Here is a 26712-nt window from a genome sequence, read left to right on the forward strand (position 1 = left end):
CCCGCTCGTATGGCTTGTCTGCCGCTCATCGGTCCCCTGCGGTCATCCGGCGGCGTGTTGTATCACAGCTGGAGATAGCGCAGCGGCCCGCGGCTTTTGCAGCGTAGAGCGCCTCGTCGGCTTTCGTGAAGACGGCGGCGGGCGCGCCTCCGTTCGTGAAGGCATAGCCAATCGACGCGCCGATCCGGAACACGCGGCCGGAGCAGTTCATCGGCGCTTCGGCGGCCGCAATGATGCGCTGCGCGACGGCTTCTATCCTTTGCGGACCGACAGCCGGGCCAAACAGCACGGCGAACTCATCGCCACCGATACGCGCCACAAGTTCGGCCGACTGGCACAGCGCCGACAACCGGCGGGCGAACTCGACAAGACACTCATCGCCAAGCGCATGCCCGAACGTATCGTTGACCTCCTTGAAATCATCGAGGTCGATCAGCATCAGGACGCCGCCCGGCCCGCCCGGCTCGCAAAGTTCTGCAAAGCGAGCCTGAAACCGCGTGCGGTTGGCAAGGCCGGTCATCACATCATGGCCTGCGAGATATCGCATCCGCTCGAACAGTTGTTTTTCCTCGGTGATGTCCTGCTTGACGCCGAAAAGCCGGACCGGCTCGCCGTTCTCGCGCTCCACCGTGGCGGATATTCGGATCCACCGCGTGCCCCCGGCGGGATCGTGGATCTCGGCATCAAGCCCGAAGCCTGTACCTGCCTCCAGGGCCTCGGCCCGGACCTTCTCCAGACGCGCGAGCGATTCGTCGGAATAGCTTCGCAGGATGTCGCTGCGCACGATCCCGCTGCGGCGCTCAAGGCCGAACAGATCGTAGGTGCCGTTGCTCCAGACCAGCCGTTCGCTCGGCAACTCGCATTGCCAGACGCCCATATGCGCCGCGACCGAAGCGCGTTCGAAAATCTCGGTGTTGGCGAGCACGGCCTCGGCGCGCCGGATCAGGTGGGATTGATATTCGATCTGCCGGCGCAATTGCCAAACGGCGCGCGCATTGAAGGAGCCGGCGAGAGCGGCACTGAGACGGCCGAGGAAGGAATAGAGCGTGGATTCCGGCGCGCCCGGCACGCTCTCCTCGCTGTCGCTCCCGATCCCGTGCAAGTGGCCCTCCGGACAGACTCTGTCGCGAGAGGCATTCGTCGCACGCAAGCAGTAACCAGATGGTTAGAGACATCGCTCAGAAGCGACCGGTGGCCGGCCGCTCTGACATCAAGATACAGCGCTGTCGGAATGTTTCCCCGGATGAGACATCGGACATCCCAGCCTTCGCCGGTTGCGCCTCAAGTGTCTGATCTTGCGGGGTGCCCTGCAGCGCATCAAGCGGTCAGGGAAACAATGGTGCCCAGGAAAGGACTCGAACCTTCACGCCTTGCAGCACAGGTACCTGAAACCTGCGTGTCTACCAATTCCACCACCTGGGCGTGGGGCGGTTAGTACGGACAGGCCACGCGCTTGTCAAATTGCTTCGGCCGGTGGCACCATGGGCCCTGTACAGCCCGGAGCCGATGGCGTATCGGAAAATCCGCAGATTTTCGCGGGTTTTGCCCGGCCAAAGCAGGAATTTTGTCGATGCCAGCCCCTATCGATACCCTCGTCACTGTGTTCGGCGGATCGGGTTTTCTCGGTCGCCATGTGGTGCGGGCGCTGGCGCAGCGCGACTACCGGCTGCGCGTCGGCGTGCGCCGGCCGGAGCTTGCCGGCCACCTGCAGCCGCTCGGCAAGGTCGGCCAGATCAACCCGGTGCAGGCGAACGTGCGCTACCCCGCTTCCGTCGAGGCGGCGATGCGCGGCGCCCATGTCGTGGTCAATCTCGTCGGCATTCTTTCGGAAGGCGGCGCCCAGCGCTTCAACCGGGTGCATGCCCGCGGCGCGCAGGTGATCGCCCAGGCGGCGGCGCGGCAGGGCGCGCGTGTCGTCCATGTCTCGGCGCTCGGCGTCGGAACCGAATCGACCTCGCGTTACCTCGCCTCCAAGACGCTCGGCGAACGGGCCGTGCTCGACGCCTCGCCCGACGCCACCATCATCCGCCCCTCGATCGTGTTCGGGCCGGAGGATCATTTCGCCAACCGCTTCGCGGCGCTGGCGTGCCTGTCGCCGGTGCTGCCGCTCGTCGGCGCCGACACCAAGCTGCAGCCGGTGTTCGTCGGCGACGTCGCCGCCGCCATCGCGGACGCGGTTGACGGCAAGACCCAGCCCGGCACGGCTTACGAGATCGGCGGGCCGGAGGTCGTGACCATGCGGCAGGCGGTCGAGACCATTTTGCGGATCGCCGGGCGCAATCCCGCGCTGATCTCGCTGCCGTTCGGCCTTGCGAAACTGAACGCGGCATTCCTGCAGTTCGCGCCGGGCGACTTCAAGCTCACGCCGGATCAGGTCGAGATGCTGAAGAGCGATAATGTCGTCTCCGAAGCGGCCAAGCGCGAAGGGCGCACGCTGGAAGGCCTCGGCATCGCGCCGGAATCGATGGTGGCGGTGCTGCCGTCCTATCTCTGGCGCTTCCGCAAGGCCGGCCAGTTCGCCCGCACGCTCGCGTAACTGCCAAGTCGTCATGGGGCCGATGGCGCGCCTACCTCTCCCGTGGGGAGAGGTCGCTCGCGAAGCGAGCGGGTGAGGGCGTACGATCTTTCGATAGTTCGATATCCCTCACACATCTAGGCCCCCTCACCCCAACCCTCTCCCCAACGGGAGAGGGAGCAGGTCGAGCATCGCAAGCCGCGCCCAGCCTCACGCCCCGAGCGCGAGGGCGATCAGCCCGAGCGTGCCGACGATCACCCGCCACCAGGCGAAGAAGGTGAAGCCGTTCTTCGTAACGAAATCGAGGAACGTCTTCACCACCACGATCGCGGTGATGAACGACACCACGAACCCGACGATGATGATGAAGGCGTGGTCCATCGTCATGTCGCCGCGGCTCTTGTAGACGTCGTAGACGAACGCGCCGAGCATGGTCGGGATCGCAAGGAAGAACGAGAACTCCGCCGCCGCGCGCTTGTCGGCACCGAACAGCATCGCCGCGACGATCGAGGCGCCGGAGCGCGACACGCCGGGCACCATCGCCGCGCATTGCGCGATGCCGATGCCGAGATACATCGGCAGCGGAAACGCCATGGCATCGTGATGGCGCGGGTTGACGTCCTGCTGGTCGACCCAGAGCAGCACCGCACCGCCTGCGATCAGCGAGAAGCACACCACCCACGGGTTGAACAGCACCTCCTTGATAAAGGTGCCGAAGATCAGCCCCAGAATGACCGCGGGCAGAAACGCGACCAGAACGCCGATGACGAAACGCCGCGCGGCGGGATCGGTGAACATATGGGTCGCGACCCGCCATAGCCGCTGGAAATAGATCGCAAGGATCGCAAGGATCGCGCCGAGCTGGATCAGGACGGCAAACGTCTTCCAGAAATTGTCCTGGTCGAGATCGAAGATCCGCTCCGCCAGAAGGATATGGCCGGTCGAGGACACCGGCAGAAATTCGGTGACGCCCTCGACGATGCCGAGGACCAGCGCCTTGAAGAGATCGAACAGCATCGGAACTTCCATCGTGCCGGCGGGGAGTGGCGCGTTTTGTCGCTTATTCGTCTCTCTCCCGCAATGCGGAAAACATGCACGGATGCCTTGCTCCCGCCACACGCCGGTGAGGGGCTTCGACTCACGCAATTGTCCACCGGCGACGGTGGAAAGCCTTTTTTAAGCCTCTCTTTAAGAGTCTTGAGGCTAAACAGGATCGCTCCTGGCGGAATCAGCAGCGACGCTCCAGCTTCCTGTTCTGACGTGGTGTCGTCATGCGAAGCGGCAGTCCTCGCTCGAAAACGCTATAACACGGTGCCCATGATCACCCTCCTTCACCACGCCTTCTGCCCCCATTCCCGGTATATCCGTCTCGCGCTCGGCGAATACGGCCTCGAATGCGAGCTCATGGAGGAGCGGGTGTGGGAGCGCGACGAAGAGTTTCTCGCGCTCAATCCGGCGGGCACCACGCCGGTGATGATGCTGGACGGCGAGCCGCCGATTCCGGGCGCCGACGTCATTGCCGAATATCTCGACGAGACCCATGGGCTGGAGCGGACATCGCGCCGCCTGATGCCCGCGACCGCCACCGAGCGCGCCGAAGTGCGTCGCCTCGTGTCATGGTTCAACGACAAGTTCTATAATGAGGTGAGCGGCCCGCTCGTCACCGAACGCGTCTACAAACGCTTCATGAGCGCCGAACAGGGTGGCGGCGCGCCCTCGACTGACGTGATGCGCGCAGCCCGCGCCAACCTGCGCTATCACCTCGCCTATATCGGCTGGCTCGCGCGCACGCGGAATTTCCTCGCGGGCGATCGCCTGACCTATGCCGACCTCGCCGCCGCCGCACATCTGTCGGCGATCGACTATCTCGGCGACGTGCCGTGGAATGAGGACGAAGCCGCAAAGGCCTGGTATGTGCGGATCAAATCGCGGCCCTCGTTCCGCCCGCTGCTCAACGAATGGCTCGCGGGCCTGCCCGCCCCGGCGCATTACATCGATCTGGATTTTTAAGAACGTCATTCCGGACGGCGAGCGAATGCGAGCCGATCCGGAATCCAGACATGAGGAAAAAGATTCCGGGGTCGCATGCGGCCGAGGGCCACCTGCGCCCCGGAATGACAGCCGGGCTCTTACCCCTCCGCCAACTCCGTCACCGTCGCGAGGATGCGCGCGATATCCTGCGGACGCGAGAGGCGATGATCGCCATCCTGCACCAGCGTCAGCACCACGTCGTCACTCGGGAGAATGTGCGTGAGCTTGAAGGCGTGCTGCCACGGCACGTCGGCATCCTGCACGCCCTGCAGAATGCGGATTGGGCAGCCGAGTTCGAGCGGCGCATCGAGCAGAAGGTGATTGCGTCCCTCCTCGATCAGCCGCTTGGTGATCGGATAGGGCTCACCATAGTCGGACTGATACGACCACGCACCGGTGCGCATGATCACATCGCGGATCTCCGGCGAGAACCGCTTCCACATCAGCTCTTCGGTGAAGTCCGGCGCAGGCGCGATCAGCACAAGCCCGGCGAGCGATGCCTTCGCGCTGCCGTTCGCTTGCGCCTGCCGCAATGCGCGCGCGGCGAGTAGCGCCATCCATCCGCCCATCGAGGAGCCGATGAGAATCTGCGGCCCCTTGCAGCAGGCCTCGATCACGGCGAGGCTTTCCTCGAGCCAGGCACCGATGGTGCCATCCTTGAAATCGCCGTCCGACTCACCGTGGCCGGAATAATCGTAACGCACATAGGCGCGGTTATGACTTGCCGCATAGGCGTCGAGCGCGTCGGCCTTGGTGCCGCGCATGTCGGACTTGAAGCCGCCGAGCCAGACCAGACCCGGCCCCTGCCCGTCGCGGCGGCGCATGGCAATGCGGCGCGCGCCATGCGCGGTCGCAACATCAATGAAGGAGGGCGGCAGCTCGGTGGCAGCGGTCATTGGACAACAGTCATGAGAAAATTGCGGATCGGTCGTATCGCGTCGCGACGCCGAGCCGTGTTATTGATGGTGAGATCATGTTCGTCAACGCCCTGATCGCTTTCCCCTTGAACGTCCGCGAACTGGCCTCCGCGCGCAAGTCCGCCCGCGCCGTGCCGCCCGCTTTGGCCTGAAGGACAACTGCCTCGAAATGCCGGATTCCTCCACGGCCACGCATCGCTTTTCAGAGACGTCGTCTGACGTTCCGGCACCGCCGCCCGACCCCGAGGGCGGACGGCGCCTGACCGTGCTGATTGCCGTGCCGATGCTGGAATCGGGCGCGGCCGACCTCAACGCGCTCGCGCTCACGACCTGCCTCGCGCGCCACGGCCATCGCCCGATCGTGGTGTCGCAAGGCGGCCGTCTCGTGCCGCAGATCCGCGCTGCGGGCGGCGAAGTCGTCGAGATGGAAGTAGCAAGCCGCAACCCCTACCGGATGTTCGGCTGCATGAAGCGGCTGTCGCGGCTGATCGCGGAGCGGAACTGCGATGTCGTGCACGCGCTCGGCCGCGCACCGGGCTGGAGCGCCTATTTCGCCGCGCGAGCACAGCGCCGCCCGTTCGTTACCACCTGGTTCAAGGGCTTTCGCGAGCAGAACTATCTCAAGCGCCTCTACAACAGCGTGATGGTGCGCGGCGCGCGGGTGATCGCAACCAGCGAAGACCTCGCCGAACTGATCCGCGACCGCTACCCGGCGGCGCGCAACCGCATCGCCACGCTGCCGATCGCTTTCGACGCCGCCGCGTTCAACCCCGATCACGTCACGGCGGAACGCATCGCGCGCATTCGCCATGCCTTCGGCGCGGGGCCGGAAACCCGCGTCATTCTCGCGCCCGGCCGCATGGTCCGCCGCAAGGGCCACGCCCTGATCGTCAAGGCGGCGGCGCTGCTCAAGGCCGCCGGCATCACCGATTTCCTGATCGCCTTCACCGGCGAGGACCAGGGCCACACCCATTTCACTGCGGAACTGTGGGACCTCGTGCTCGCGACCGACACCACCGACGTGATCCGCTTCGCGGGGCTCAGCGACGATCTGCCGGCGGCACTTGCCGTGGCTGCTGTTGCGGTGTTCGCCTCGACCCAGTCGGAGGGAACGCCGCGCACCATTCTCGCCGCACAGGCGATGGGCGTGCCGGTCGTCGCCTCCGATCTCGCGGCAGGCTCCGGCATGATGCTGGCGCCGCCTGCCTTTGGTGACGATCGCATGACGGGCCTGCGTTTTCCCTCCGGCGATATCGAGGCGATGGCGGCAGCGCTGACGCGGCTCCTGCAACTCAGCCCGGCCGAGCGGCGGGCGATCGGCGCACGCGGACGGGCGTGGGTTTCGGACCTCCGGGATTCTGCGACGGTTGCCGAACAGACGCTGCGGCTCTACATGGAACTGGCGTCCGCACGGACGCCGTGACCGGATTGCCGCGGCGGACAGCCTTTTCGACCCAAGCTGCCACCGGCTGCCTTGCGAGCGACCGGAAAATCCTTCAAAATCGCTGCTTCTTTCAACAATCGTGGAGACCTTCCCATTCGCCGTCCTAACAGAGCTCCGCCCACAGTCGTCAAAGACGGGCCCCGTATCAATGATGAGATCCGCAATCTCGAAATCCAGTTGATCGATCAGAATGGCGTCAACGTCGGCGTCGTCGAGACGTCGACTGCCGTGAAATCGGCCGCGGACCTTGGCATGGATCTCGTGGAGATTTCGCCGAACAACTCCCCGCCGGTCTGCAAGATCATGGACTACGGGAAGTACAAGTTTCAGGCCCAGAAGAAAGCCGCCGAAGCGCGCAAGAAGCAGAAGATCGTCGAGATCAAGGAGATCAAGCTCCGCCCGATGATCGACGATCACGACTACGACGTGAAGATGCGCGCGATGCTCCGCTTCTTCGAGGAAGGCGACAAGGTGAAGATCACCCTGCGCTATCGTGGCCGCGAGATGGCGCACCAGGACCTCGGCACCAAGCTTCTCGAGAAGGTGAAGGCGGCTGTGGCCGACGTCGCCAAGGTCGAGCAGGACGCGAAGTTCGAGGGCCGTCAGGTCGTGATGGTGCTCGCACCGCGCTGAGCCGCCAGCGACCAGGATGGCAAGCGGACTGCCGCTGCCTCACACGGAAGATACGAAAAAGGCGCCAGACGGCGCCTTTTTTGTTCCCCGTGGGACTGTGCGGAGGCGCAACCGGGCGGGCCGGTCGCAGGGCCGCTCGAGGGCCGTTAACCGTTGCCAATTGCGCCATCCTCTGCCATAAGCCCAGTCCTCATCGCCCGGCTGAATAAGGGCTGCCGTGGCGATGTTTTTGCTGGCTTTGCCACACGGGCAAAGCTTCAAGCAATTCAACGCTCTAGCGAGCATTTAGCCGCCCACCGCGCCGGTTTCGGCGCGTGGATTGCGGCGTCAAGGAGAGCCAAATGCCCAAGTTGAAGACCAAGTCGGGCGCCAAAAAGCGCTTCAAAGTGACCGGAACAGGCAAGGTGGTGTCAGCCCATGCGGGCAAGCGCCACGGCATGATCAAGCGGACCAAGAAGCAGATCCGCCAGCTGCGCGGCACGCGCACCCTGTTCAAGACCGACGGCGACAACATCAAGCAGTACTTCCTGCCAAACGCCTGATCCACTTACGCCGCGTCCGCGCGGCGGTCTGTCACCATTCACATTCAGATTTAGGAGATCAGTCATGGCACGCGTCAAACGCGGTGTGACGGCTCACGCCAAGCACAAGAAAGTCTACAAGGCCGCCGAGGGTTTTCGCGGCCGCCGCAAGAACACCATCCGCGCCGCCAAGGCCGCCGTCGACAAGGCCCAACAGTACGCCTATGTCGGCCGCAAGCTGAAGAAGCGCAATTTCCGCGCGCTGTGGATTCAGCGTATCAACGCCGCGGTGCGTCCGTTCGGCCTGACCTACAGCCGATTTATCAACGGCCTCGCCAAGTCGGGTGTCGTGATTGATCGCAAGGTGCTGTCGGATCTCGCCATTCACGAGCCGGCCGCATTCCAGGCGATCGCCGAAAAGGCCAAGGCCGCTCTCGCGGCGTAAGGTGGCCTCGGCCGTGCGCGGCCAAGGTCGGCCTGAAGGCTTGCCCCTCTTGCACGAGGCCGATACGACCGGGACGCCCTGAAGGCGTCCCGCTCCGTTCGGCTGGGCCGATTGCACCCTGCCGGGCGGTTTTCCGATAACCCGTCCGCTGGGGCCCGCCCATGTCCGATCTCGCCAAACTCGAATCTGAAATCCTCTCCGCTGTCGCAGCCGCACCCGATGAGGCCGCGCTCGAAGCCGTGCGCGTCGGCGCGCTCGGCAAGAAGGGCTCGATCTCCGCGCTGTTGTCGACGCTCGGCAAGATGTCGCCGGAAGAGCGCAAGACCGAAGGCGCCGCGATCAACGCCGCCAAGGACAAGGTGACGGCAGCACTGACCGCACGCCGCGAGGTGCTGAAGAACGCAGCGCTCGATGCACGGCTCGCCTCCGAGACCATCGACGTCACGCTGCCGACGCGCGAGACGCCCGCCGAGCAAGGCCGCATCCATCCGATCTCGCAGGTGATGGACGAACTCACCGCGATCTTCGCCGATATGGGCTTCTCGATCGCCGAAGGGCCGGACATCGAGACCGACGATTACAACTTCACCAAGCTGAATTTCCCCGAGGGCCATCCGGCGCGGGAGATGCACGACACCTTCTTCTTCAACCGCAAGGAAGATGGCTCGCGGCCGCTACTGCGCACGCACACCTCGCCGGTGCAGGTGCGCACGATGCTGTCGCAACAACCGCCGATCCGCGTGATCTGCCCCGGCCGCACCTATCGCTGCGACAGCGACCAGACGCATACGCCGATGTTCCATCAGGTCGAGGGCCTTGTCATCGACAAGGGCTCCCATCTCGGCCACCTGAAATGGATTCTGTCGGAGTTCTGCAAGGCGTTCTTCGAGGTCGATAACGTCAACATGCGCTTCCGTCCGTCGTTCTTCCCCTTCACCGAACCGTCGATGGAGGTCGATATCCAGTGCCGCCGCGGCAAGAACGATATCCGTTTCGGCGAGGGCGACGACTGGCTGGAGATTCTCGGCTGCGGCATGGTGCACCCGAACGTGCTGAAGAATTGCGGCATCGACCCCGACGTCTATCAGGGCTTTGCCTGGGGCATGGGTATCGATCGCATCGCGATGCTGAAATACGGCATCAGCGATCTCCGCCAGATGTTCGAGGGCGATGTGCGCTGGCTCAATCACTATGGCTTCAAGCCGCTTGATGTGCCCACGCTCGCGGGAGGGCTGTCGTCGTGAAATTCACTCTCTCCTGGCTGAAAGAGCATCTCGACACTGACGAGCCGGTCGAGAAGATCGCCGAGACGCTGACGATGATCGGCCTCGAGGTCGAACATCTCGAGGACAAGGCAAAGACGCTTGCGCCTTACACGATCGCCAAGGTCATCACCGCCGTGCAGCATCCGAATGCGGATCGTTTGCGCGTGTGCATGGTCGACACCGGCAACGGCAGCACGCCGATTCAGGTCGTCTGCGGCGCGCCGAATGCGCGCGACGGGCTGGTCAGCGTGTTCGCACCGCCCGGCACCTACATTCCGGGCAAGGGCATCACGTTAGGAGTGGGCACCATTCGCGGCGTCGAAAGCCACGGCATGCTGTGCTCGGCCGCCGAGCTTGAGATTTCCGAAGACCACGACGGCATCATCGAGCTGCCGGCCGATGCACCCATCGGCAAGCCTTACGCAGAATGGGCGGGCCTCGGCGATCCGGTGATCGAGATCAACCTGACGCCGAACCGCGCCGACGCAACCGGTGTGCACGGCATCGCGCGCGATCTTGCCGCCGCCGACATGGGCAAGTTCAAAGCCACCACGCCAAAACCGATCAAGGGTGCATTCGCAGCTCCCGCCGCCGCCAGGATCGAAGACGCGGCACTATGCCCGGGCTTCGCGCTGCGTCTCGTGCGCGGTGTGAAAAACGGCCCTTCGCCGGAATGGCTGCAGCGGCGGCTGACGTCGATCGGGCTGCGCCCGATCAATGCGCTGGTCGACATCACTAACTTCATGACCTTCGACCGCGGCCGGCCGTTGCATGTGTTCGACGCCGCCAAAGTGAAGGGCAATCTCGTCGTGCGTCGTGCGAGGACAGGCGAAACCCTCACCGCGCTCGACGGCAAGACCTACACGCTCGACGAGACGATGTGCGTAATCGCCGACGACAACGGCGTCGAGTCGCTCGCGGGCATCATGGGTGGCGAAGCTTCCGGCTGCGGCGAGACGACAACCGACGTGCTGATCGAATCCGCGCTGTGGAACGAGATCAACATCGCCCAGACCGGCCGCAAGCTCGGCATCAATTCGGATGCGCGTTATCGTTTCGAGCGCGGTGTCGATCCGGCCTTCATGGTGCCGGGGCTCGAGCTTGCCACCAAGCTCGTGCTTGATATCTGCGGAGGCGAGCCTTCCGAGATCGCGCTGGCCGGCAAGCCTTACGGCGACGACCGCATGATCGAATTCCCGATCGACGAGGTGAAGCGCCTCGCCGGTATCGATGTCGGCCTGCCCGAGATCAAACGGCTTCTCACGCATCTCGGCTTCATGGTCGCGGGCCAGGGGCCGGTGGTGAAGATCGCCGTGCCCTCATGGCGCGCCGACGTTGCCGGCAAGGCCGACATCGTCGAGGAGATCGTGCGCATTGTCGGCGTCGATCGCGTGCCGCTGACGCCGTTCGATCGCGGCGAGGCGCCGCGCAAACCAGTGCTCACGCCGTTGCAAGCCCGCACCCGCCGCGCCAAGCGCGCGCTCGCCGCGCGCGGCCTGACGGAAGCGGTGACGTGGTCGTTCCTCTCCAGGACGCAGGCGGAGCTATTCGGCGGCGGCAAGCCAGAGTTGGCGCTCGCCAACCCGATCGCATCGGATCTCTCCGACATGCGGCCCTCGCTGGTGCCGGGACTGATTGCCGCCGCACAGGCCAATGCCGATCGCGGCTTCGGTGATGTCGCACTGTTCGAAGTCGGACAGGTGTTCCTCGGCGACCAGCCCGACCAGCAGCTCACTGCCGCGACCGGCGTGCGCCGTGCGATGGCATCCTCGAAAGGCTTTGGCCGCGCATGGTCCGGTTCATGGACCGTCGATGCGTTCGATGCCAAGGCCGATGCGCTGGCCGTGCTCGCCGCCTGCGGTGCGCCGATGCAGGCGCTGCAGATCGTGCCGCTCAGTGAGGCGAAGAACGCGCCGCAATGGCTGCACCCGGGCCGCGCCGCGACGATTCAGATCGGACCGCAGAACGTGCTCGGTTATTTCGGCGAACTGCATCCGCGCACGCTCGATGCGATGAAGGCCGACGGTCCGCTGGTCGCGTTCGAAGTTCTGCTCGATCGTCTGCCCGAGCCGAAGGCGCGCGCGACCCGCGCCAAGCCGCCGGTGGAGTTGGCCGCGTTCCAGCCGGTGTCGCGCGACTTCGCGTTCCTTGCCGATCACGCGGTGAAGGCCGCCGACATCCTGCGCGCCGCGCAGAATGCCGACAAGAAGCTCATCACCGATGTCACGCTGTTCGACGTCTATGACGGCAAGGGTATTCCCGAGGGCAAGAAGTCAGTCGCGATCGCCGTGACGCTGCAGCCGCGCGAGAAGACGCTCACCGATCAGGACATCGAGGCGGTGGCGGGCAAGATCGTCGCGGACGTGACGAAGCGGACCGGCAGCACGCTGCGGGAGTAAAAGCGTCCGCACGTCGTCCCCGCGCAGGCGGGGATCCAGCCTTCAAATCCCGCGTTCGCGGGAATGACCGGATAGAATGTCCCGGCTGCAAGCGGCTCCGCTCAGCGGCGCTCCATGAATGCCTTGGCGGCAACGGGCGCCATGTCTTCGTTCTCATGCCCCGCACCCGGCACTTCACGCAGGTGCCACGCGAACCGCGCACCGATCTTGCGCGCATCCTTGGCGGCGCGATCGAAGTAGAAGTGACCGCGCTGGAAACGCGTCTCGCCCTGCTCGTTGGTTTCCTCATTGTTGCGCATCACGCCGCCGGTGCTGACATCGTCCTGGCCGAGCAGTAATACGAAATCGGAAGCGAAGGCGCCGCGTAGCGTCGCCGGTGCAATCGGCGCCCCCTTCAAGCCATAGGGATACTTGAACTCATCATCCGGCAGCATGTACCAGCCGGGGTTGGCGGCCACCGCGCGATCGATCATGCGGCCGCCACTGTGCAATACATAGCGCTGCACCCATTGCGCGCCGCCACCATGGCCATAGAGGAAGAAGCGCTGGCGATGGCTGCCGGTCATCGCGACCGCGCGGCGGAACGCCATTTCCACAACCGCAAAGCCGCTGTCCTCCCACGGGATCGGTTTCAGCGATTTCGTCATGACGTTGCCGAACTGGAATTGCCATGAGGTCGGCCATGACTGCTCGACGAATTCCGGCACCAGCAGCAGCGCGCCGGCCTTCTCCGCAAGCGGCTGCCAGACATCGTAATAGTCGAATGCGCTGTGCTCAGCGACGTTGCGCTTCTGGCCGTGGATGATGACCCAGACCGGACTGTCCGGCGTGAACGAGCGCGGACGATAGGTGAAGACGTTCACCGGCCCGCGCTTCACCAGCAATCGAAATTCGCCTTCGCCCACGGGAAGCGTTTTCGCTGCAGAGTCTTCGCTCGTCTGCGCCGCCGCGTGCTGAACGAGCACCGTTCCGGAAACCCACGTCGCCAGCATCGCGGCGCAAGCGGCGGAAACCAACTTCTTTGTCCTGATCATGTGGCTGCCCTGACTGAAACGGTGCCGCTGCGTCCAAACTCTATCCGGTTAGAACCTGAACCGGACGCCGGAGAACACAAGATTGATGTCCTTGATCGGCGCCGGCGAGGCGATCACGCCACCGGGCTGGCTGTTGCTGTCGCGCAAGCCCTCGATGTTGAACGCGTAGTGACGGAAACCGAGATAGACCTGCATGTTGTAGGCATCGATATCCTGCATCACGCCCGCGCCGATCATGTTGAGCGTGCTCGCGGTGACGACCTTGGGGCCGCCTTCGCGCAATCCTGTGAGGCCATTCTTGGCGATCGCCGTCTCGGCATAAAACTTGGTGTCGCCAAGCGGCGTGAACTGCTTGCGCAGGCCAGTCTTGAGATAGCCGAAGCGCAGGTCGGGGCGATGGGTGCCGGGAATGACATTGCCGAGCTGGTCGACCATGTTTTCGCCGAACGTCGCCTGGTTCGAGGAATCAAAGCCGCGGAACTGGCGATTGACGAACGCCGTCGTCACAAACAGGCCGGTCGGATCGTGAATGACGCTGGCACTGCCCTTCCATTCGCGGCGATCTTTCTTGAACCCGAGATCTTCACGCGATCCTTCGGTGTCACGCAGATAGCCGACGCTCGCGCGGAAGCGCCAGTTGGCGAGATTGGCGCGATAGTTCAGGGCAACGTCCCAGAATTTTTCGCGGGCGGCGACACCGAAGTCGAAGCCTTTGTAGGTCGGCGTCTCGTAATGCACGACGTTGCGGCGAAGCGTGTCGATGGTCGCGCCGCCGACGAAATCACCAATCGAGGTGCGGGTGATGAGACTGCCCGAACCGGTATCCAGCGCATCGGCGGAGCGCAGCATCAGGTCGCCGCCGATCATCGCGATGTTCGCCGACGCGGCCGCATTGGTGCCGCTGAAATCGTTCAGCACGGCACCGTCGGTTGCGGTCGAGGTGTGACCGACGGTGATCTTGCCGTAGCGGTTGCTACGGATGAACCAGTCGAGATAGCGCAGATCGAGCGCCCAGTCCTTCTCGCCACCCGGCAGATCCTGACTGACGGCGATGGAGCGCGCCTGCAACAGGCCGACCTCGGCATGGAAACCGGTGGTCCAACCGCGCGCGATCTCGATGGCACCACGGGCGCCGAAGATCGAAGGCGCGGAATAGTTGTCGACGACGCGGGTGTCTCTCTGCACGCCGTCATTCCACGACAGGGCCATGCGGTTGATGTCGCCATAGACCATGAACGGGAGCGGCGTCGCACCCTGGCTCTCCAGTATCCTCGCTTCGAGATAGCGCTTGCGCATCGGCGGCGGCGAATATTTCCCGAGCGTATCGAGATCGATCTTCAGGCCGGCCTGCAGGCCGTAATAGAACACCTTGTCCTTGGCGCGCATGTTGCGATCGCCGGTATCGGTCACGGTCGCGTACTGCGGAAACACAGTGCTGACATTGTTGAGCCAGAGGAACGTGCCGCCCGCGGTGAGCGCAACACCCGGCATCACCGCGACTTCGATGCGCGGATTGAGCTCGTAGGCCTGCGCGAAGCCGGTGCCATTGGTGTAGTTCTGCAGCGCGCGCGCCTGGGTCTGGTTACGCGAGATGTAGGACCGCTCGCGCTCGATGAAGTTGGCGTAGAGGCCGGCCTTGGCGCTGCCGCCAATTTTTATGCCGGGGGCAATGTCGAACATGCCCTCGAAGCCGATCTGCGGCCCGAGCAGGTAGTTGCGGGTCTGGATCGAGACGGCATCGATCGCCGTGGTGGAATTGAACTTCGTGGTGACCGAGTTGAGGTCTTCACCGAAATAGAACGAGCGCACGCCGAGCATCAGTCCGGGAATGCCGAACACCGATTTCGCGTTCGCCTCGGCGCCGAACAACTGGCTGCTGTGATTGAGGTAGAGCTTATCGATGGTCTGCGAGTTGGTGTAGTTGAGCGGCGTCCCGTTCGGGCTGCACCCGCAATTGGGATTGAGCGTCGGGTCCGCATAGGTTGTGTTGGTGCGGATCGCACCCGTGCCGCTGCCGGTGCTGAGCCCGCTCAGGAGCCGCTCGGTCTGGAACGGCGTGGAATAGAATGCGGAGAATTCGACCGGCGTATCGAAGAGCTGGGCATCGATCGTCGCCCGGAATCCGGCCGCGGTCCTGTCCTTGGTGTCGAGTTCGGACGAGAACACCGGCACGTAGCGCGAAGGACCGTTCGCGACGGTGAGCGCCGTCGCCCCGGGCCCCTTGCGGTAGAGCATCAGATATTCGACGCGCAGCCGCGTCGCGGGGTCTTCGGCCCAGAACGGTTTTGGCGCGACATAGGCAGCGCCTGCGGGCGCCTTGTAGTTCAGAACCGGCGCGGCAAACCAGGATGGCGCGGCACCATCATCCGCGCACGCAAGGCTCACTGAGCCGAGCAGGCCGAGCGCTGCCGCAAGACTGCTGGCGGCAATCCCGTATCGATAATTCGCCCGAGATTGTGCGGACTTAGCCTGTGTACGCATGCCCCCTGACTCCCACCCCAGACCGCTTGCTTGAGCGGCGCGTCGCTTCCCCCGAAGCGTTCTTTGTTGGGGGTCATCTTCCGTGACGGGTTTTCAAAAGAAAATTTTAAATAAAGCAACAAATTTCGCACAAAGCGGAATGGTTGCAAAAATATCTATCTAAATCAGATAGATATATCTTCTCTGAAATATTACCAAGAGGTCAACAGCGCCAGCTTGGCGAGCTCGGCGTGCCCATCAACGCCCGAAGGGGGTCAGTTGAGCGGCACGATCGAATTGGCGTAGTCGGGCCCGCGCGCACGCAACTCGCCGACGATACGGTTGAGGCAATCGAGAAAATGCAGGGCGTGCTGCGACAGCGTCGCGCCGCGCTGGTGGATGTAGCCGAACGAAATCCAGCGTGCGGGCTCGATCGGCCGCAGCGTCAGCCCACGAAGATCGACCGCCTGCGCGCAGACGCGATCGAGAATCGCGATGCCCGCGCCATCACGCACCATCTGGCAGGCCATCAGCGAGGAGCGCGTCTCCACCGTGTAGCTCGGCACCGCGCCGCCGGAGCGGAAGAAATCATCCATCTGCTGCCGCCAGATCTGGCTCGGCCACAAGCCCAGCATCGGATAGGGCGCGAGATCGGACGCGGTGAGTTGCTCCTTCGCCGCCAGCGGATGATCCTGCGGCAGCAGCACTTCCGCGCGCACGCGCATCAACGGCTTGTTGTCGATCTCGACCAGTGAATGCGACACCGGCAGCGAGACGATGCCGAGATCGTAGCGCCGGGTGCCGATGCGGTTTTCGAGATCGAAGCGCGACTGGATATCGACGATGCAGCGCACGCCGGGCGCTTCCTTCTGCATCAGCGCGAGCGCGGGCGAAACCAGCCCCTGACCGATGCGCGGCGCGGTGACGAGGCGGAAATTGCCGCCGGTCTTCGCCTTGATGTCCTCGATAATGCGCGGGATTTCGTCGAAGCCCGCGAGCAGATGCTCGGCCTGACGATAGAACGCCTCGCCCTCCGGCGTCAGCGTCAGCCGCCGCCGCGTGCGATAGAACAATTGCAGCTTGGCCTCATGCTCGAGGAGCGAAATGAGGCGGCTCACCGCAGGCTGGCTGAGATGCATCGATTGGGCGGCGGCCGCGAGCGAGCCGTTCACCACAATCAGCCGGAAGGCCTTGAGGGACTTGATGTTCATGCCGCCTCGATACCCTTAAGTCCCTGATATCAATCAGTAAGCTAATGAATCATCATAAATACGAAAACGTTCATTCGTTATTTCACATTTTGTTTCTGTTCGAGCCCGCTAACATGACGAAAGCCCGACAACAAGAGCGGACACCATGTGGAGAGGCGGACCCAGAGGGCGCGTGCGCGCCGCGATTGTTGCTGCGTGCCTGACGCTGGTTGGCATCACGCCGACCCTTGCTGGCCGCGCGGACGACACCCTCGTGATCGCGATCGAGGGCGAAATCCCGACCCTCGACCATCTCTACACCACCGCGCGCGACACCATCGTCGTCTCCGAGCTGACCGACGACGGGTTGTTCTATGTCGATCCCGACACGCTCGCCTATGTGCCGCTCGCAGCAGAGTCCTACACACAGATCGACGACACCACGATCGATGTCACCATTCGCCCGGGCGTGCGCTTTCACGACGGATCGACGCTCACCGCTGACGACGTCGTCTACACTTTCAACTGGGTGATCGATCCCGCGACCAACACCAATCGCGGTCGCCTGATCGCGAACTGGCTCGACCGTGTCGAGCGCCTTGGGCCGATGTCCGTGCGCTTTCACTTGAAGCATCCCTACCCACTTGCGATCCGCGACATGGCGTTCAGCGTGCAGTTGCGCAAGGCAGGCGCCTATCAGGGCACTGAGGGCAAGCCTGATCCGACCGCGCAGGCGCTGACGCTCAACGGCGTCGGCCCCTACAAGGTGACGAATTTCCAGCCCGGCAAAAGCGTGACGCTGACGCGGTTCGAGGATTACTACGCCGCGAGCCCGAAGGGCCGCCCGGCGATCAAGACCATCATCTTCCGCACCATCCCGGACCTGTCCACGCAGCAGGCCGAGCTTGTCAGCGGCAAGGTGGACTGGATGTACAACGTGCCGGCCGATGTCGCCGCCAACATCGGCGCGACCGGCTATGCGGTGCATCTCACCGGCCCGACGCTGCGCATCAACTTCATTCCGCTCGATGCGGCGGGGCTCACCGGCGCTGATAATCCGCTGACCAAGCGCGACGTCCGCCGCGCCATGATCCACGCCATCAACCGGCCGGATATCGTCAAGTATCTCGTGCAGGGCGACGCCGAGGTGATCAATTCCGCCTGTCACCCGCTACAGTTCGGATGCGAGCAGGACGTGCACAAATACGCCTACGATCCGGCGGAGGCACGCCGCCTGCTTGCCAAGGCAGGCTATCCCGATGGCTTCGAGTTCGAGTTCTGGGCCTATCGCGAGCGTCAGGTGGCGGAGGCCATCGCCGCCGATCTCGCCAAAGTCGGCATCCGCGCGCGGCTGCGTTTCGTCACGCTGACGACGCTCAACCAGGCGCGCAAGAAGCATCGCGTCCCGGCCTTCTTTGCAAGCTGGGAATCCGGCAGCACCGCCGACACCGCAACGATTGCGGAGACGCACTGGTCGATGAAGTCGGATCGCAATCTCGCGCAGGATGTCTTCGTCGCGCAGCGCATGGAAGCCGCCGCCAAGACCATCGACCGCGCGGAACGCCAGCGCCTCTACAGCGAAGCGCTGCGCCGGATCGCCGAGGAAGCCTACTGGATTCCGCTCTACACCTATTCGCAGGATTACCTCGTCTCGAAAGATCTCGCTTACCCGGTGCCAAAAGACGGGCTGCCGCGGCTGTTCCGTGCGCACTGGCGCGCGGCCAAAGCCTCGTAAGGGATTGGAAGGAACACCCGATGCTTCGCTACGCATCCAAGCGCGTCGTCCTCGCCATCCTCGTGGCGCTCGCGGTTTCGTTCGCGGCGTTCCTGCTGCTGAGCGTCGCGACCGATCCCGCCGCCGCCATCGCAGGCGAAGGTGCGGAGCCCGAAGTGATCGAACACATCCGCGAACAGCTCGGGCTTAATCGTCCACTGCTTGTGCAGTATGGAAGCTGGCTGCTGTCGGTCTTCCGCGGCGATTTCGGCACGAGCTATTACTGGCACCAGCCGGTCGGCACGCTGATCGTGCAGCATCTGCCGGTGACGCTGACGCTGGCGCTGTCCGCGATATTCGTCACGCTGATCGTCGCGATCCCGCTCGGCACCATCGCGGCACTTTATCCGAATTCGCTGATCGACCGCCTCGCGCTCGGCCTTGCCGTCGCCGCGCAGGCGATGCCCTCGTTCTGGCTCGCGCTGATCCTCATCATCCTGCTAGGCGTGATGCTGCCGATCTTCCCGATCTCGGGCGACGCCACCGCGCTGAATTACGTGCTGCCCGCGATCGTGCTCGGCGCGCATTCGGTGCCGGCGGTGATGCGGCTGACGCGCGTCGGCGTGATGGACGTGATGGCGTCGGACTACATCCGCACTGCGCGCGCGAAGGGCTTCTACGGCTACCGGCTGCTGTGGCGGCAAGTGATGCGCAACGCACTGTTGCCGGTCGTCAGCGTTCTGTCGGTGCAGCTCGGCTACAAACTCGGCGGCTCTGTCGTGACCGAGACCGTGTTCGCGATGAACGGGCTCGGCCGCTTCGCGCTGCAATCCATCGTCGGCGGCGACATCCCGACCGTGCAGATGCTGGTCGTGCTGTTCGCGATGACCTTCATCGGACTGACGCTGCTCGCCGACCTTCTCAATGCGTGGCTCGATCCGCGCATCCGGCTCGCGTGAGGCGCCCATGAGCGAGATGGACCTCTCCTTCAAGGCCGCGGCCGCCTCCGAACCAGCCGGAGAGTTGCTCGACGCCGCGCCGGCCAGACCGAAGCTCTGGCGCAACATCATGCACCACCCCGGCCTTGTGATCGGGCTCGTGGTGCTCGCAAGCCTCGTGCTGCTTGCGGTGTTCGCACCATGGGTGTCGCCTTACGATCCCTACGACCAGAGTTTACCGCAGCGCCTGTTGCCGCCGTTCTGGGTCGATGGCGGAAGCACCGCGCATCTTCTCGGCACCGACCATCTCGGCCGTGATTATCTGAGCCGCCTGCTCTATGGCGCGCGGGTATCGCTATTGATCGGCTTCGGCGCGGCCAGCATCGGCTGCGTCATCGGTGTGACGCTCGGCGTTTGCGCCGGATATTTCGGCGGGCTGATCGACCGCATCGTCTCCTTCATCCTCACCTGCCAGCTCGCGCTGCCGGGCCTGCTGCTCGCGATGGCGCTGGTGTTCCTGATCGGCCCATCGGTCGGCGTGGTGATCTGCGTGATCGGCTTCCTGCACTGGAGCTATTATCTCGTGGTGACGCGCGCGGCGACGCAGAAGATTCGCGATCTCGAATACATCACGGCGGCACGCGTGATCGGTTCGAGCCGGCTGCAGATCATGACCACGGAAATTCTGCCGAACCTGTTCAGCGAGATCATCGTGATCTTCTCGCTCGAAGTCGGCGTTGCGGTGCTGGCCGAAGCCGCATTGTCGTTTCTCGGCGTCGGCATCCAGCCGCCGACGGCCTCGTGGGGCCTGATGATCGCCGAGGGCAAGGTTTCGGTGTTCCTGCGGCCATGGCTCGTGATCCTGCCCGGCATCTTCATCTTCCTGCTGGTGCTGGCGGCAAACCTCGTGGGCGACGGGTTGCGCGACCTGATGAGCGCGGAGAGCCGGCGATGACGATGACACCCGGTCGGCCGCTGCTTGAAGTCCGCAACCTCTCCGTCACTTTGCCAGTCGGTTCGGGCAAGCTCTATGCCGTGCGCGATGTGAACTTCACGCTGGAGCGCGGAGAGGCGCTTGGCGTGGTCGGCGAATCCGGCAGCGGCAAGTCGATGACGTCATTGGCGCTGATGAACCTGCTGCCGCGCAACGCGATCCGCCAAGCAGACATGCTGCGGCTCGGCGAGCACGATCTCCTTGCCATGGACGGCCAGGAGTTCTCGCGCACGCTGGCCGGCAAGCGGATGGCGATGATCTTTCAGGAGCCGATGACCTCGCTCAACCCGGTCTACACCATCGGCCAGCAGATCATGGAAATGATCGTGCCGGATGCAACGCAGAGTGCAAAGGACATCCGCGACCGCGCCGTCTATCTGCTGGAGCGGATCGGCATCCCCGACGCGGCGGGCCGGCTGAAGCAATACCCGCATGAACTGTCCGGCGGCCTGCGCCAGCGCGTGATGATCGCGATGATGCTGATGAACAAGCCGGACCTGTTGATCGCCGACGAGCCGACCACCGCGCTCGACGTCACGGTGCAGGCCAGCATCCTGAAGCTGCTGATGGAGCTGCGCAAAGAACTCGGCATGGCGCTCATTCTGGTGAGCCACGACCTCGGCGTCGTGTCGCAGAGCATGGACAAGATCGCGGTGATGTACGCGGGCGAACTGGTCGAGACCGGACCCGTTGCCGATGTGCTCGGCGCGCCGCAGCACCCTTACACGCAGGGGCTTCTCGCCTCGATCCCGGCGGCACGTCATTCCGGCGAGCGGCTGCCGAGCATTCCCGGCTCGGTACCGGCGCTGTTCGCGCAGCCTGCGGGCTGCGTGTTCGCTTCACGCTGTCCGCAGGTGCAACCGGAGTGCCGCACCACCCGGCCGCCGACGCAGGCGCGCGGTGCGGATCATCACTATCGCTGCATCCTGACACCGGGCCGCAGCCACACGGCGTTGCGCAGGCCGCAGGCCGTGCAGATGAGCGCGGCTCCCGCGTCTTCCAATGCGCTTCTCTCCGCACGCGGCGTGAGCTGCACGTTCACGATCCGCAGCGGGCTGCTTGCGCGCGGCAAAAGCCTCACCGCAGTCGACAACGTCTCGCTTGATATCGCGGAAGGTGAGATCGTCGCGCTGGTCGGCGAATCCGGAAGCGGCAAGAGCACGTTCGCGCGGATTCTGCTGGGCCTGCAGCAGCCCGACCAAGGCGAGGTGCTGATCGCGGGCACGCCGGTGCAATCCGTGCCGCCGTTCGAGCGCGCCAAGCTGGTGCAGCCAGTGTTTCAGGACCCGTATTCATCGCTCAACCCGCGCAAGACCATCGGCCAGAGCATCGGCCGTCCGCTCGAATTGCACGGCACCGCTTCGGCAACCGAACGGCGCAAGATCGTCGAGGAGACGATGGAGCTCGTCGGCCTGCCGAAACGACTGTTCAACAATTATCCCTCGCAGCTTTCCGGCGGGCAGCGCCAGCGCGTCGCCATCGCACGCGCGATCATTCTCAAGCCAAAACTTCTGATCTGCGACGAGCCGACGTCGGCGCTCGACGTATCCGTGCAGGCGCAGATTCTCAATCTGCTGCTCGACCTGCGCGACGAACTCGGGCTGTCCTATCTGCTCATTACGCATGATCTTGCAGTCGTCGATTGCGTCGCGACGCGGATCGCGGTGATGCATCGCGGCCGGATCGTCGAGCTTGGCACCAAGGACGAGGTGCTTTCCGCGCCGCGCGATCCTTACACGCGCACGCTGCTCGGCTCCGTCCTGAAAGTCGAAATACCCGCTTTGCAAGCCCGCGCCGATGCCGGTGCGCGCGCCCCCGACCCCATTCATCTGTTGCGTTAATTTCGAGGACTTACATGACCCAAGTGACCGTGGACGTTCGCAAGCCGCCATTGCCGGAACGCCAGATCGCCGCCACGCCGGGCGGCACCATCAGCTATCGCGAGGCGGGCCAGGGACCGGCGCTGTTTCTGCTGCACGGCATGAACGGCAATTCGCGAAGCTGGACGCAACAACTTGCGGCGTTCTCGGATTCCTATCGTGTCATCGCATGGGACGCGCCGGGCTACGGCCAGTCCGATCCCGTGCTGCCGGAAGCTGATGCCTATGCGGCGCAGGCCGCGCATCTTCTGGACCATCTCAATGTCGAGAAGGCACATGTCATCGGCCACTCCATGGGCGGCGTGATCGCCGAGCGGTTCTGCGCGCGCCATCTCGATCGCGCGGCGTCGCTCGTGCTCTCCGGCACGCATTGGGGCAACGCCGTGCCCGAAGGCACGCCGCTCGCCGCCAAATACGCGCGGCGGCTGCGGGAGCTCGAGGAAATGTCGGCGGAGGAATACGGCAAGGTGCGGGCCGGCAAGATGGTGCCGTCCTCGCCGTCGCCATCGCCCGACGTGCTCGATGAACTCGCGGGCGTTGCTTCGGAAATGAAGCGCGAAGGTCTGTTCAACGGCGGGCAGATGGTCGAGAAGACCGACAACCGGCCGTTCCTCTCCACGCTGAGGCTGCCCGTGCTGATCCTCACCGGCAGCCGCGATCCCGTGGTGACGCCGCAACGCTCCGAAGCGATGATGGAGTATCTGCCCTCCGCGCGCACGGTGAGCCTGCCGGATGTCGGACACGCCGCCTATCTCGAGGCGCCCGAAGCGTTCAATCGCGCGGTGCGCGAATTCCTCGCGACGGTCGAGAGAAGCTAAGCCCGCATCAGCGTCCGGCGTTCGGCCAGCGCAGTCCGCTGCGCGGCAGCGGCTCGGGATGGCGCGCCTTGGGTGCGGGCGCGCGGCGCTTCTTGGCGGGCTTTGCCGCCGCGGGGCGCTCCGCCTTGGCGCCTGCAATCTTGTGGAGCGCCGCATCGGCCGCGCGTTCGCCGGAGATCCATGCGCCCGCGACCGTGCCGCCGAGCGCCTCGTGCAACGCTTCGCCCGCGAAGAACAAGGCTCCGAGCGGCTCGGCGAGAACCCGCCGCGACGGCTGGCCGCCCGGTGCCGCAACCGACATCGCGCCCAGCACATAAGGCTCGGCGCCCCAGCGCGTGACGCTCGCGCGCGTTGTCACTTTGGCAATATCGCCGCCGAACAGATTGCGCAGCCAGTCCTGCGCGAACTCGATCATTGCCGCCTCGCCTTCCGCCGACAATTCGCGGCCGAACGCACCGCCGACATCCACCTGGCACAGCGAGGAGCCACCGGTGTTCGCGAGCAGAAGCCCGGTGCGCGCACTGTGGCTTTGCTCGATCAGCACCTCGTCGCGACCAAGCCCGAGCGGATTGCCCGGAAGATCGAGCGCGATGCGTTCGCGGGTGCCGAGCGAAAGATGCGACAGCGCCTCCGCCTGCCGCTTCGGCAGATCGGGTGTGAACTTGATGACACCCGTATTGAGCACGTTGACCGAGGCGGTGACGATCACTGCCCGCGCGCTCAAATTTCCCGCGCGTGTCTCGAGCTGCACGTCGCGGCCGCTCCAGCGCACGCCCGTCACCGGCGTATTGAGCGCAACCGGCAGCGAGCCTGCGAGGCGCGTAATCAGCGTGCCGACACCCTGACGGCAGGACGCGGCAGGATCGCGCTGTGCGAAGCTCAAGAGATCAGCTGTCGAGAAGCGATCGAGATCATCGCCATTGCTCAGCGGACCGAGCTGGAATTCCACCGTGTTGCGCCACTCGCGCAGATCCTGCGGCAGCGCTTTTGCGACCGCGACATCGGCACGGCCGCGCACGGCCTCGGCCATCGAGCGATTGACCCGCACCATCAGCGCGAGAAAATCCTCCGTCTCGCCCGCGCGCGCATTGCGCCGCCCGATGCGGATGCGCTGGCCGCGCGCCGCCGGCACGACATCGACCTGTTGGCTGCGTGCCAGTTCGGTTAGCGGATTCGACGCGCTCGCATAAAGCGAACGCGCGCCGCGATCGAACGGCACGTCAAATGTCTCCACATCGGTGACGCAACGGCCGCCAAGCCGCGGCGAGGCCTCCAGCATCAGCACCGATTTTCCGGCTGCGGAAATCTTGCGTGCGGCGGCGATTCCGGCGGCACCCGCGCCGATGATCGCAACATCGACCTCACGCGGCAGGCCTGCCGCGCGAGCCGCGCCACGCACACCCGGCATGGCAAGCACGGCTGCGGCAGCCATCAACTCGCGGCGCGTCAAATTCATGTCATGGTTTCCGAAACTTCAATCGCGCGGGGGATGGAGAGACAACTTGCCGCAATGACGCGGCTTTCGCAACGGGCATGGTGAATCGCTGGTGAACTGCATCGGAAAGGATATCAACGAAGTTGCAATCGCTTTACGCAAGACTTAGGAGCAGAACGCAGCAGGCATGGCGGTCCGTCATGTCCCGGGAGGCCATGATGGGCTTCGTGCTCGATACCATCGGCAAGATGCTTGCGGGCTACCTCCAGCGCGAGGTGCCTGGTTACGAGCCATTCACGCCAAGCGAGCCGGAACGGCTGAGCCATCTGCTGCGCGAGGGCGACGTGTTGCTCGTCGAGGGCAACAACCGCATCGCCGGCATCATCAAATACCTCACGCAATCGACATGGTCGCACTCCGCACTTTATGTCGGGCCGATCGACGGCGCATCCGAACCCGACGGCGAGCCGCACGTGCTGATCGAGGCCTACGTCGGCGCCGGCGTCATCACTGCGCCGCTGTCGAAATATTTCACCTATCACACCCGGATCTGCCGGCCGGTCGGACTGTCGTTCGAGGACCGCAACACCGTGTGCCGCTACGCCATCAACCGCGTCGGCTTCGGTTACGACACAAAAAACATCGTCGACCTGATCCGCTATCTGGTGCCGCTGCCGGTGCCGCAACGCTGGCGGCGGCGCATGCTTTCGCTCGGCTCCGGCGATCCCACCAAGATCATCTGCTCGGCGCTGATCGCGCAGGCGTTCGGCGCGGTGCGCTATCCGATCCTGCCGCGCATCACCCGTGCCGGCAGCCGCCAGGCTCGCCGGGAGATTCTGTACATCCGCGATTCCTCGCTCTACACGCCCCGCGACTTCGACATCTCGCCCTATTTCGAGATCATCAAGCCGACCATCGAATGCGGCTTCGACTACACCAAGCTGCACTGGGCCGATACGCCGAAGCCGCCCCGGGAGGTGGCGGACGAGAGCGATCCCTTTCCAGAGGGAGTCTTCGCGGGCGCCCGAAGCGCACTCTCCGGCGATGGAGAGATAGCGGACGTCGACGCACCGCTCGCGCCTGCCAATGAGGACGGCCGCGCGCCGGTCTCCGAGGCCGCGGAATAGCGCTCGCCTCCACGCCTCATCCTATCGGCGAACTTCTCGCGCAAACACTTGTTGTTCTGCCTCCGCATGGCCATTTCCCTTCCGTGAGAAGAGGGAGACAGAGCGATGTTTGAGGCCGCCATCCGTGCGCTTGCCGAGATTTTCTCGAGGCCGATGCGCGCGATCCTGTGGAAGTCGGTCGGCCTTGCGCTGGTGCTGATCACCGTGGTCGCCATCACGCTGCAGCGGGTGCTGAACTGGCTCGCCGGCGCGGGCGCGGTCTGGACCGAGCAAGCCGCGGGCGCAAGCTTTCATGCGGTGATCGAAACGCTCTCGTGGATTCTCTCGATCGCAGCCGGGCTCGGCATCGTGCTCGGCGCGGTGTTCCTGATGCCGGCGGTGACGTCGCTCGTCGCCAGCGTGTTCGTCGATGACGTCGCCGATCATGTCGAGCGCAAGGATTACCCGGCCGAGATGCCGGGCCACGCGCTGCCGGTCGTGCGTGCGCTGGTCGAGGGCGGCAAGACCGCTGGCCTGACCATTCTCGTCTATCTCGCGGCGCTGCCGTTCCTCTTGTTCGCGGGCATCGGCTTTGTCGTGTTCTTTCTCGCGACCGCCTGGCTGCTGGGCCGCGAATATTTCGAGCTCGCCGCAATGCGCTTCCGCACGCCTGCGGAAGCAAAGGCGATGCGAAAGCATCACGCGATGCAGGTGTTCATCGCGGGGCTGTTCATCGCGGCCTTCGTGTCGATCCCGATCGTCAACCTCGCGACGCCGCTGTTCGGCATGGCGTTCATGGTGCACATCCACAAGCGCCTGTCCGGCCCGCGGCCCGAGCTGCTGGAGCCGGAACGCCGAGCAAGCGTGCCGAGTGTGTGAGCATTCCCCCTCTTCCCGTTCTTACGGGGAGAGGGCTGGGGTGAGGGGCCATGGCTCAAACAGGTGAGGGGCCATAGCTCGAACTCGCAACCGC

The 26712-nt window shown here is 64.4% G+C and carries 23 protein-coding genes and 1 tRNA gene; 16 read left to right on the forward strand and 8 right to left on the reverse strand.

The annotated features are described in order from the left end of the window. Positions 1 to 25: 25 nt before the first annotated feature. Both OCA5_RS00415 and OCA5_RS00420 read right to left on the reverse strand, forming a co-directional pair. Entirely contained in the window at positions 26 to 1102 is a 1077-nt protein-coding gene (locus tag OCA5_RS00415; RefSeq protein ID WP_012561627.1) for a diguanylate cyclase domain-containing protein, read from the reverse strand. A 235-nt stretch (positions 1103 to 1337) separates the two neighbouring features. Next, positions 1338 to 1422 (reverse strand) — tRNA-Leu (locus OCA5_RS00420). 148 nt (positions 1423 to 1570) lie between these two features. Here OCA5_RS00420 and OCA5_RS00425 point away from each other — a divergent pair. Then, a complete protein-coding gene (locus OCA5_RS00425) occupies positions 1571 to 2536 on the forward strand; it encodes a complex I NDUFA9 subunit family protein (RefSeq protein ID WP_012561625.1) in 966 nt (321 codons plus the stop codon). Positions 2537 to 2725: 189 nt separating this feature from the next. Here the strand turns inward: OCA5_RS00425 and OCA5_RS00430 are convergent, their stop codons facing one another. Further along, entirely contained in the window at positions 2726 to 3532 is an 807-nt protein-coding gene (locus OCA5_RS00430) for an undecaprenyl-diphosphate phosphatase (protein ID WP_012561624.1), read from the reverse strand. 300 nt (positions 3533 to 3832) lie between these two features. Between OCA5_RS00430 and OCA5_RS00435 the strand changes: the two genes are divergently transcribed. Beyond that, on the forward strand, positions 3833 to 4525 hold the full coding sequence (locus OCA5_RS00435; RefSeq protein WP_013912711.1) for a glutathione S-transferase family protein: 693 nt from the start codon (positions 3833 to 3835) through the stop codon (positions 4523 to 4525). Between the two features lie 119 nt (positions 4526 to 4644). Here the strand turns inward: OCA5_RS00435 and OCA5_RS00440 are convergent, their stop codons facing one another. Continuing rightward, positions 4645 to 5442 carry an alpha/beta hydrolase gene (locus OCA5_RS00440; RefSeq protein ID WP_012561622.1) on the reverse strand — a complete coding sequence of 266 codons (798 nt, stop codon included), beginning with the start codon at positions 5440 to 5442 and terminating at the stop codon, positions 4645 to 4647. Here OCA5_RS00440 and OCA5_RS19075 point away from each other — a divergent pair. From OCA5_RS19075 to pheT, 7 genes are all read left to right on the forward strand, one after another. Continuing rightward, a complete protein-coding gene (locus tag OCA5_RS19075) occupies positions 5442 to 5615 on the forward strand; it encodes a hypothetical protein (protein WP_158306798.1) in 174 nt (57 codons plus the stop codon). The two genes, OCA5_RS00440 and OCA5_RS19075, sit on opposite strands and share 1 nt — an antisense overlap. Before the next feature lie 17 nt (positions 5616 to 5632). Further along, positions 5633 to 6886: a glycosyltransferase gene (locus OCA5_RS00445; RefSeq protein WP_012561621.1), complete on the forward strand. Its 1254-nt coding sequence runs from the start codon at positions 5633 to 5635 to the stop codon at positions 6884 to 6886. A gap of 114 nt (positions 6887 to 7000) precedes the next feature. Next, positions 7001 to 7540, forward strand: a complete 540-nt coding sequence (gene infC, locus OCA5_RS00450; RefSeq protein WP_148261438.1) for a translation initiation factor IF-3 — start codon at positions 7001 to 7003, stop codon at positions 7538 to 7540. Positions 7541 to 7881: 341 nt separating this feature from the next. After that, positions 7882 to 8082: a 50S ribosomal protein L35 gene (gene rpmI, locus OCA5_RS00455; RefSeq protein ID WP_012561618.1), complete on the forward strand. Its 201-nt coding sequence runs from the start codon at positions 7882 to 7884 to the stop codon at positions 8080 to 8082. Positions 8083 to 8146: 64 nt separating this feature from the next. Continuing rightward, entirely contained in the window at positions 8147 to 8506 is a 360-nt protein-coding gene (gene rplT, locus OCA5_RS00460) for a 50S ribosomal protein L20 (RefSeq protein ID WP_012561617.1), read from the forward strand. A 161-nt stretch (positions 8507 to 8667) separates the two neighbouring features. After that, positions 8668 to 9750: a phenylalanine--tRNA ligase subunit alpha gene (gene pheS, locus OCA5_RS00465; RefSeq protein WP_012561616.1), complete on the forward strand. Its 1083-nt coding sequence runs from the start codon at positions 8668 to 8670 to the stop codon at positions 9748 to 9750. After that, positions 9747 to 12170: a phenylalanine--tRNA ligase subunit beta gene (gene pheT / locus OCA5_RS00470; protein WP_012561615.1), complete on the forward strand. Its 2424-nt coding sequence runs from the start codon at positions 9747 to 9749 to the stop codon at positions 12168 to 12170. Before pheS ends, pheT begins: the two co-directional genes overlap by 4 nt. Positions 12171 to 12271: 101 nt before the next feature. On the opposite strand, the gene OCA5_RS00475 is transcribed toward pheT, so the two are convergent. From OCA5_RS00475 to OCA5_RS00485, 3 genes are all read right to left on the reverse strand, one after another. Then, positions 12272 to 13204 (reverse strand): hydrolase, encoded by a 933-nt coding sequence (locus tag OCA5_RS00475; RefSeq protein WP_012561614.1) that lies wholly within the window; start codon positions 13202 to 13204, stop codon positions 12272 to 12274. A 48-nt stretch (positions 13205 to 13252) separates the two neighbouring features. After that, positions 13253 to 15685 (reverse strand): porin, encoded by a 2433-nt coding sequence (locus OCA5_RS00480; RefSeq protein ID WP_012561613.1) that lies wholly within the window; start codon positions 15683 to 15685, stop codon positions 13253 to 13255. 254 nt (positions 15686 to 15939) lie between these two features. Continuing rightward, complete coding sequence (locus tag OCA5_RS00485) at positions 15940 to 16875, reverse strand: LysR family transcriptional regulator (protein WP_012561612.1); 936 nt, start codon at positions 16873 to 16875, stop codon at positions 15940 to 15942. A gap of 172 nt (positions 16876 to 17047) precedes the next feature. Here OCA5_RS00485 and OCA5_RS00490 point away from each other — a divergent pair, with 172 nt between their 5' ends. Genes OCA5_RS00490 through OCA5_RS00510 form a run of 5 tightly spaced genes read left to right on the forward strand, consistent with a single transcriptional unit; the run spans position 17048 to position 23198 of the window. Then, positions 17048 to 18589: an ABC transporter substrate-binding protein gene (locus tag OCA5_RS00490; RefSeq protein ID WP_012561611.1), complete on the forward strand. Its 1542-nt coding sequence runs from the start codon at positions 17048 to 17050 to the stop codon at positions 18587 to 18589. Positions 18590 to 18609: 20 nt separating this feature from the next. Then, on the forward strand, positions 18610 to 19527 hold the full coding sequence (locus OCA5_RS00495) for an ABC transporter permease (protein WP_012561610.1): 918 nt from the start codon (positions 18610 to 18612) through the stop codon (positions 19525 to 19527). 7 nt (positions 19528 to 19534) lie between these two features. Further along, complete coding sequence (locus OCA5_RS00500; protein WP_012561609.1) at positions 19535 to 20461, forward strand: ABC transporter permease; 927 nt, start codon at positions 19535 to 19537, stop codon at positions 20459 to 20461. Continuing rightward, positions 20458 to 22341, forward strand: coding sequence for a dipeptide ABC transporter ATP-binding protein (locus OCA5_RS00505; RefSeq protein ID WP_012561608.1), 1884 nt, complete (start codon positions 20458 to 20460; stop codon positions 22339 to 22341). The genes OCA5_RS00500 and OCA5_RS00505 overlap by 4 nt, the downstream gene beginning before the upstream one ends. A 14-nt stretch (positions 22342 to 22355) precedes the next feature. Then, positions 22356 to 23198 carry an alpha/beta fold hydrolase gene (locus OCA5_RS00510; RefSeq protein ID WP_012561607.1) on the forward strand — a complete coding sequence of 281 codons (843 nt, stop codon included), beginning with the start codon at positions 22356 to 22358 and terminating at the stop codon, positions 23196 to 23198. A gap of 7 nt (positions 23199 to 23205) precedes the next feature. Here OCA5_RS00510 and OCA5_RS00515 read toward each other — a convergent pair whose 3' ends face one another. After that, positions 23206 to 24654, reverse strand: a complete 1449-nt coding sequence (locus OCA5_RS00515) for a flavin monoamine oxidase family protein (protein WP_012561606.1) — start codon at positions 24652 to 24654, stop codon at positions 23206 to 23208. Positions 24655 to 24851: 197 nt separating this feature from the next. On the opposite strand from OCA5_RS00515, the gene OCA5_RS00520 reads away from it, so the two are divergent. Both OCA5_RS00520 and OCA5_RS00525 read left to right on the forward strand, forming a co-directional pair. Beyond that, a complete protein-coding gene (locus OCA5_RS00520; protein ID WP_012561605.1) occupies positions 24852 to 25760 on the forward strand; it encodes a YiiX/YebB-like N1pC/P60 family cysteine hydrolase in 909 nt (302 codons plus the stop codon). A gap of 105 nt (positions 25761 to 25865) precedes the next feature. Continuing rightward, positions 25866 to 26618, forward strand: coding sequence for a sulfate transporter family protein (locus tag OCA5_RS00525; protein ID WP_012561604.1), 753 nt, complete (start codon positions 25866 to 25868; stop codon positions 26616 to 26618). Positions 26619 to 26712 lie beyond the last annotated feature (94 nt).

Origin of the sequence: Afipia carboxidovorans OM5, assembly GCF_000218565.1 — a bacterium.
GTDB lineage: Bacteria > Pseudomonadota > Alphaproteobacteria > Rhizobiales > Xanthobacteraceae > Afipia > Afipia carboxidovorans.

Coding starts and splice junctions, on each gene's coding strand:
- OCA5_RS00425 (WP_012561625.1), top strand. CDS start 1,571: ATGCCAGCCCCTATCGATACCCTCGTCACTGTGTTCGGCGGATCGGGT.
- OCA5_RS00430 (WP_012561624.1), bottom strand. CDS start 3,532: ATGCTGTTCGATCTCTTCAAGGCGCTGGTCCTCGGCATCGTCGAGGGC.
- OCA5_RS00435 (WP_013912711.1), top strand. CDS start 3,833: ATGATCACCCTCCTTCACCACGCCTTCTGCCCCCATTCCCGGTATATC.
- OCA5_RS00440 (WP_012561622.1), bottom strand. CDS start 5,442: ATGACCGCTGCCACCGAGCTGCCGCCCTCCTTCATTGATGTTGCGACC.
- OCA5_RS00445 (WP_012561621.1), top strand. CDS start 5,633: ATGCCGGATTCCTCCACGGCCACGCATCGCTTTTCAGAGACGTCGTCT.
- rpmI (WP_012561618.1), top strand. CDS start 7,882: ATGCCCAAGTTGAAGACCAAGTCGGGCGCCAAAAAGCGCTTCAAAGTG.
- rplT (WP_012561617.1), top strand. CDS start 8,147: ATGGCACGCGTCAAACGCGGTGTGACGGCTCACGCCAAGCACAAGAAA.
- pheS (WP_012561616.1), top strand. CDS start 8,668: ATGTCCGATCTCGCCAAACTCGAATCTGAAATCCTCTCCGCTGTCGCA.
- OCA5_RS00475 (WP_012561614.1), bottom strand. CDS start 13,204: ATGATCAGGACAAAGAAGTTGGTTTCCGCCGCTTGCGCCGCGATGCTG.
- OCA5_RS00480 (WP_012561613.1), bottom strand. CDS start 15,685: ATGCGTACACAGGCTAAGTCCGCACAATCTCGGGCGAATTATCGATAC.
- OCA5_RS00485 (WP_012561612.1), bottom strand. CDS start 16,875: ATGAACATCAAGTCCCTCAAGGCCTTCCGGCTGATTGTGGTGAACGGC.
- OCA5_RS00495 (WP_012561610.1), top strand. CDS start 18,610: ATGCTTCGCTACGCATCCAAGCGCGTCGTCCTCGCCATCCTCGTGGCG.
- OCA5_RS00500 (WP_012561609.1), top strand. CDS start 19,535: ATGAGCGAGATGGACCTCTCCTTCAAGGCCGCGGCCGCCTCCGAACCA.
- OCA5_RS00505 (WP_012561608.1), top strand. CDS start 20,458: ATGACGATGACACCCGGTCGGCCGCTGCTTGAAGTCCGCAACCTCTCC.
- OCA5_RS00510 (WP_012561607.1), top strand. CDS start 22,356: ATGACCCAAGTGACCGTGGACGTTCGCAAGCCGCCATTGCCGGAACGC.
- OCA5_RS00515 (WP_012561606.1), bottom strand. CDS start 24,654: ATGAATTTGACGCGCCGCGAGTTGATGGCTGCCGCAGCCGTGCTTGCC.
- OCA5_RS00520 (WP_012561605.1), top strand. CDS start 24,852: ATGGGCTTCGTGCTCGATACCATCGGCAAGATGCTTGCGGGCTACCTC.
- OCA5_RS00525 (WP_012561604.1), top strand. CDS start 25,866: ATGTTTGAGGCCGCCATCCGTGCGCTTGCCGAGATTTTCTCGAGGCCG.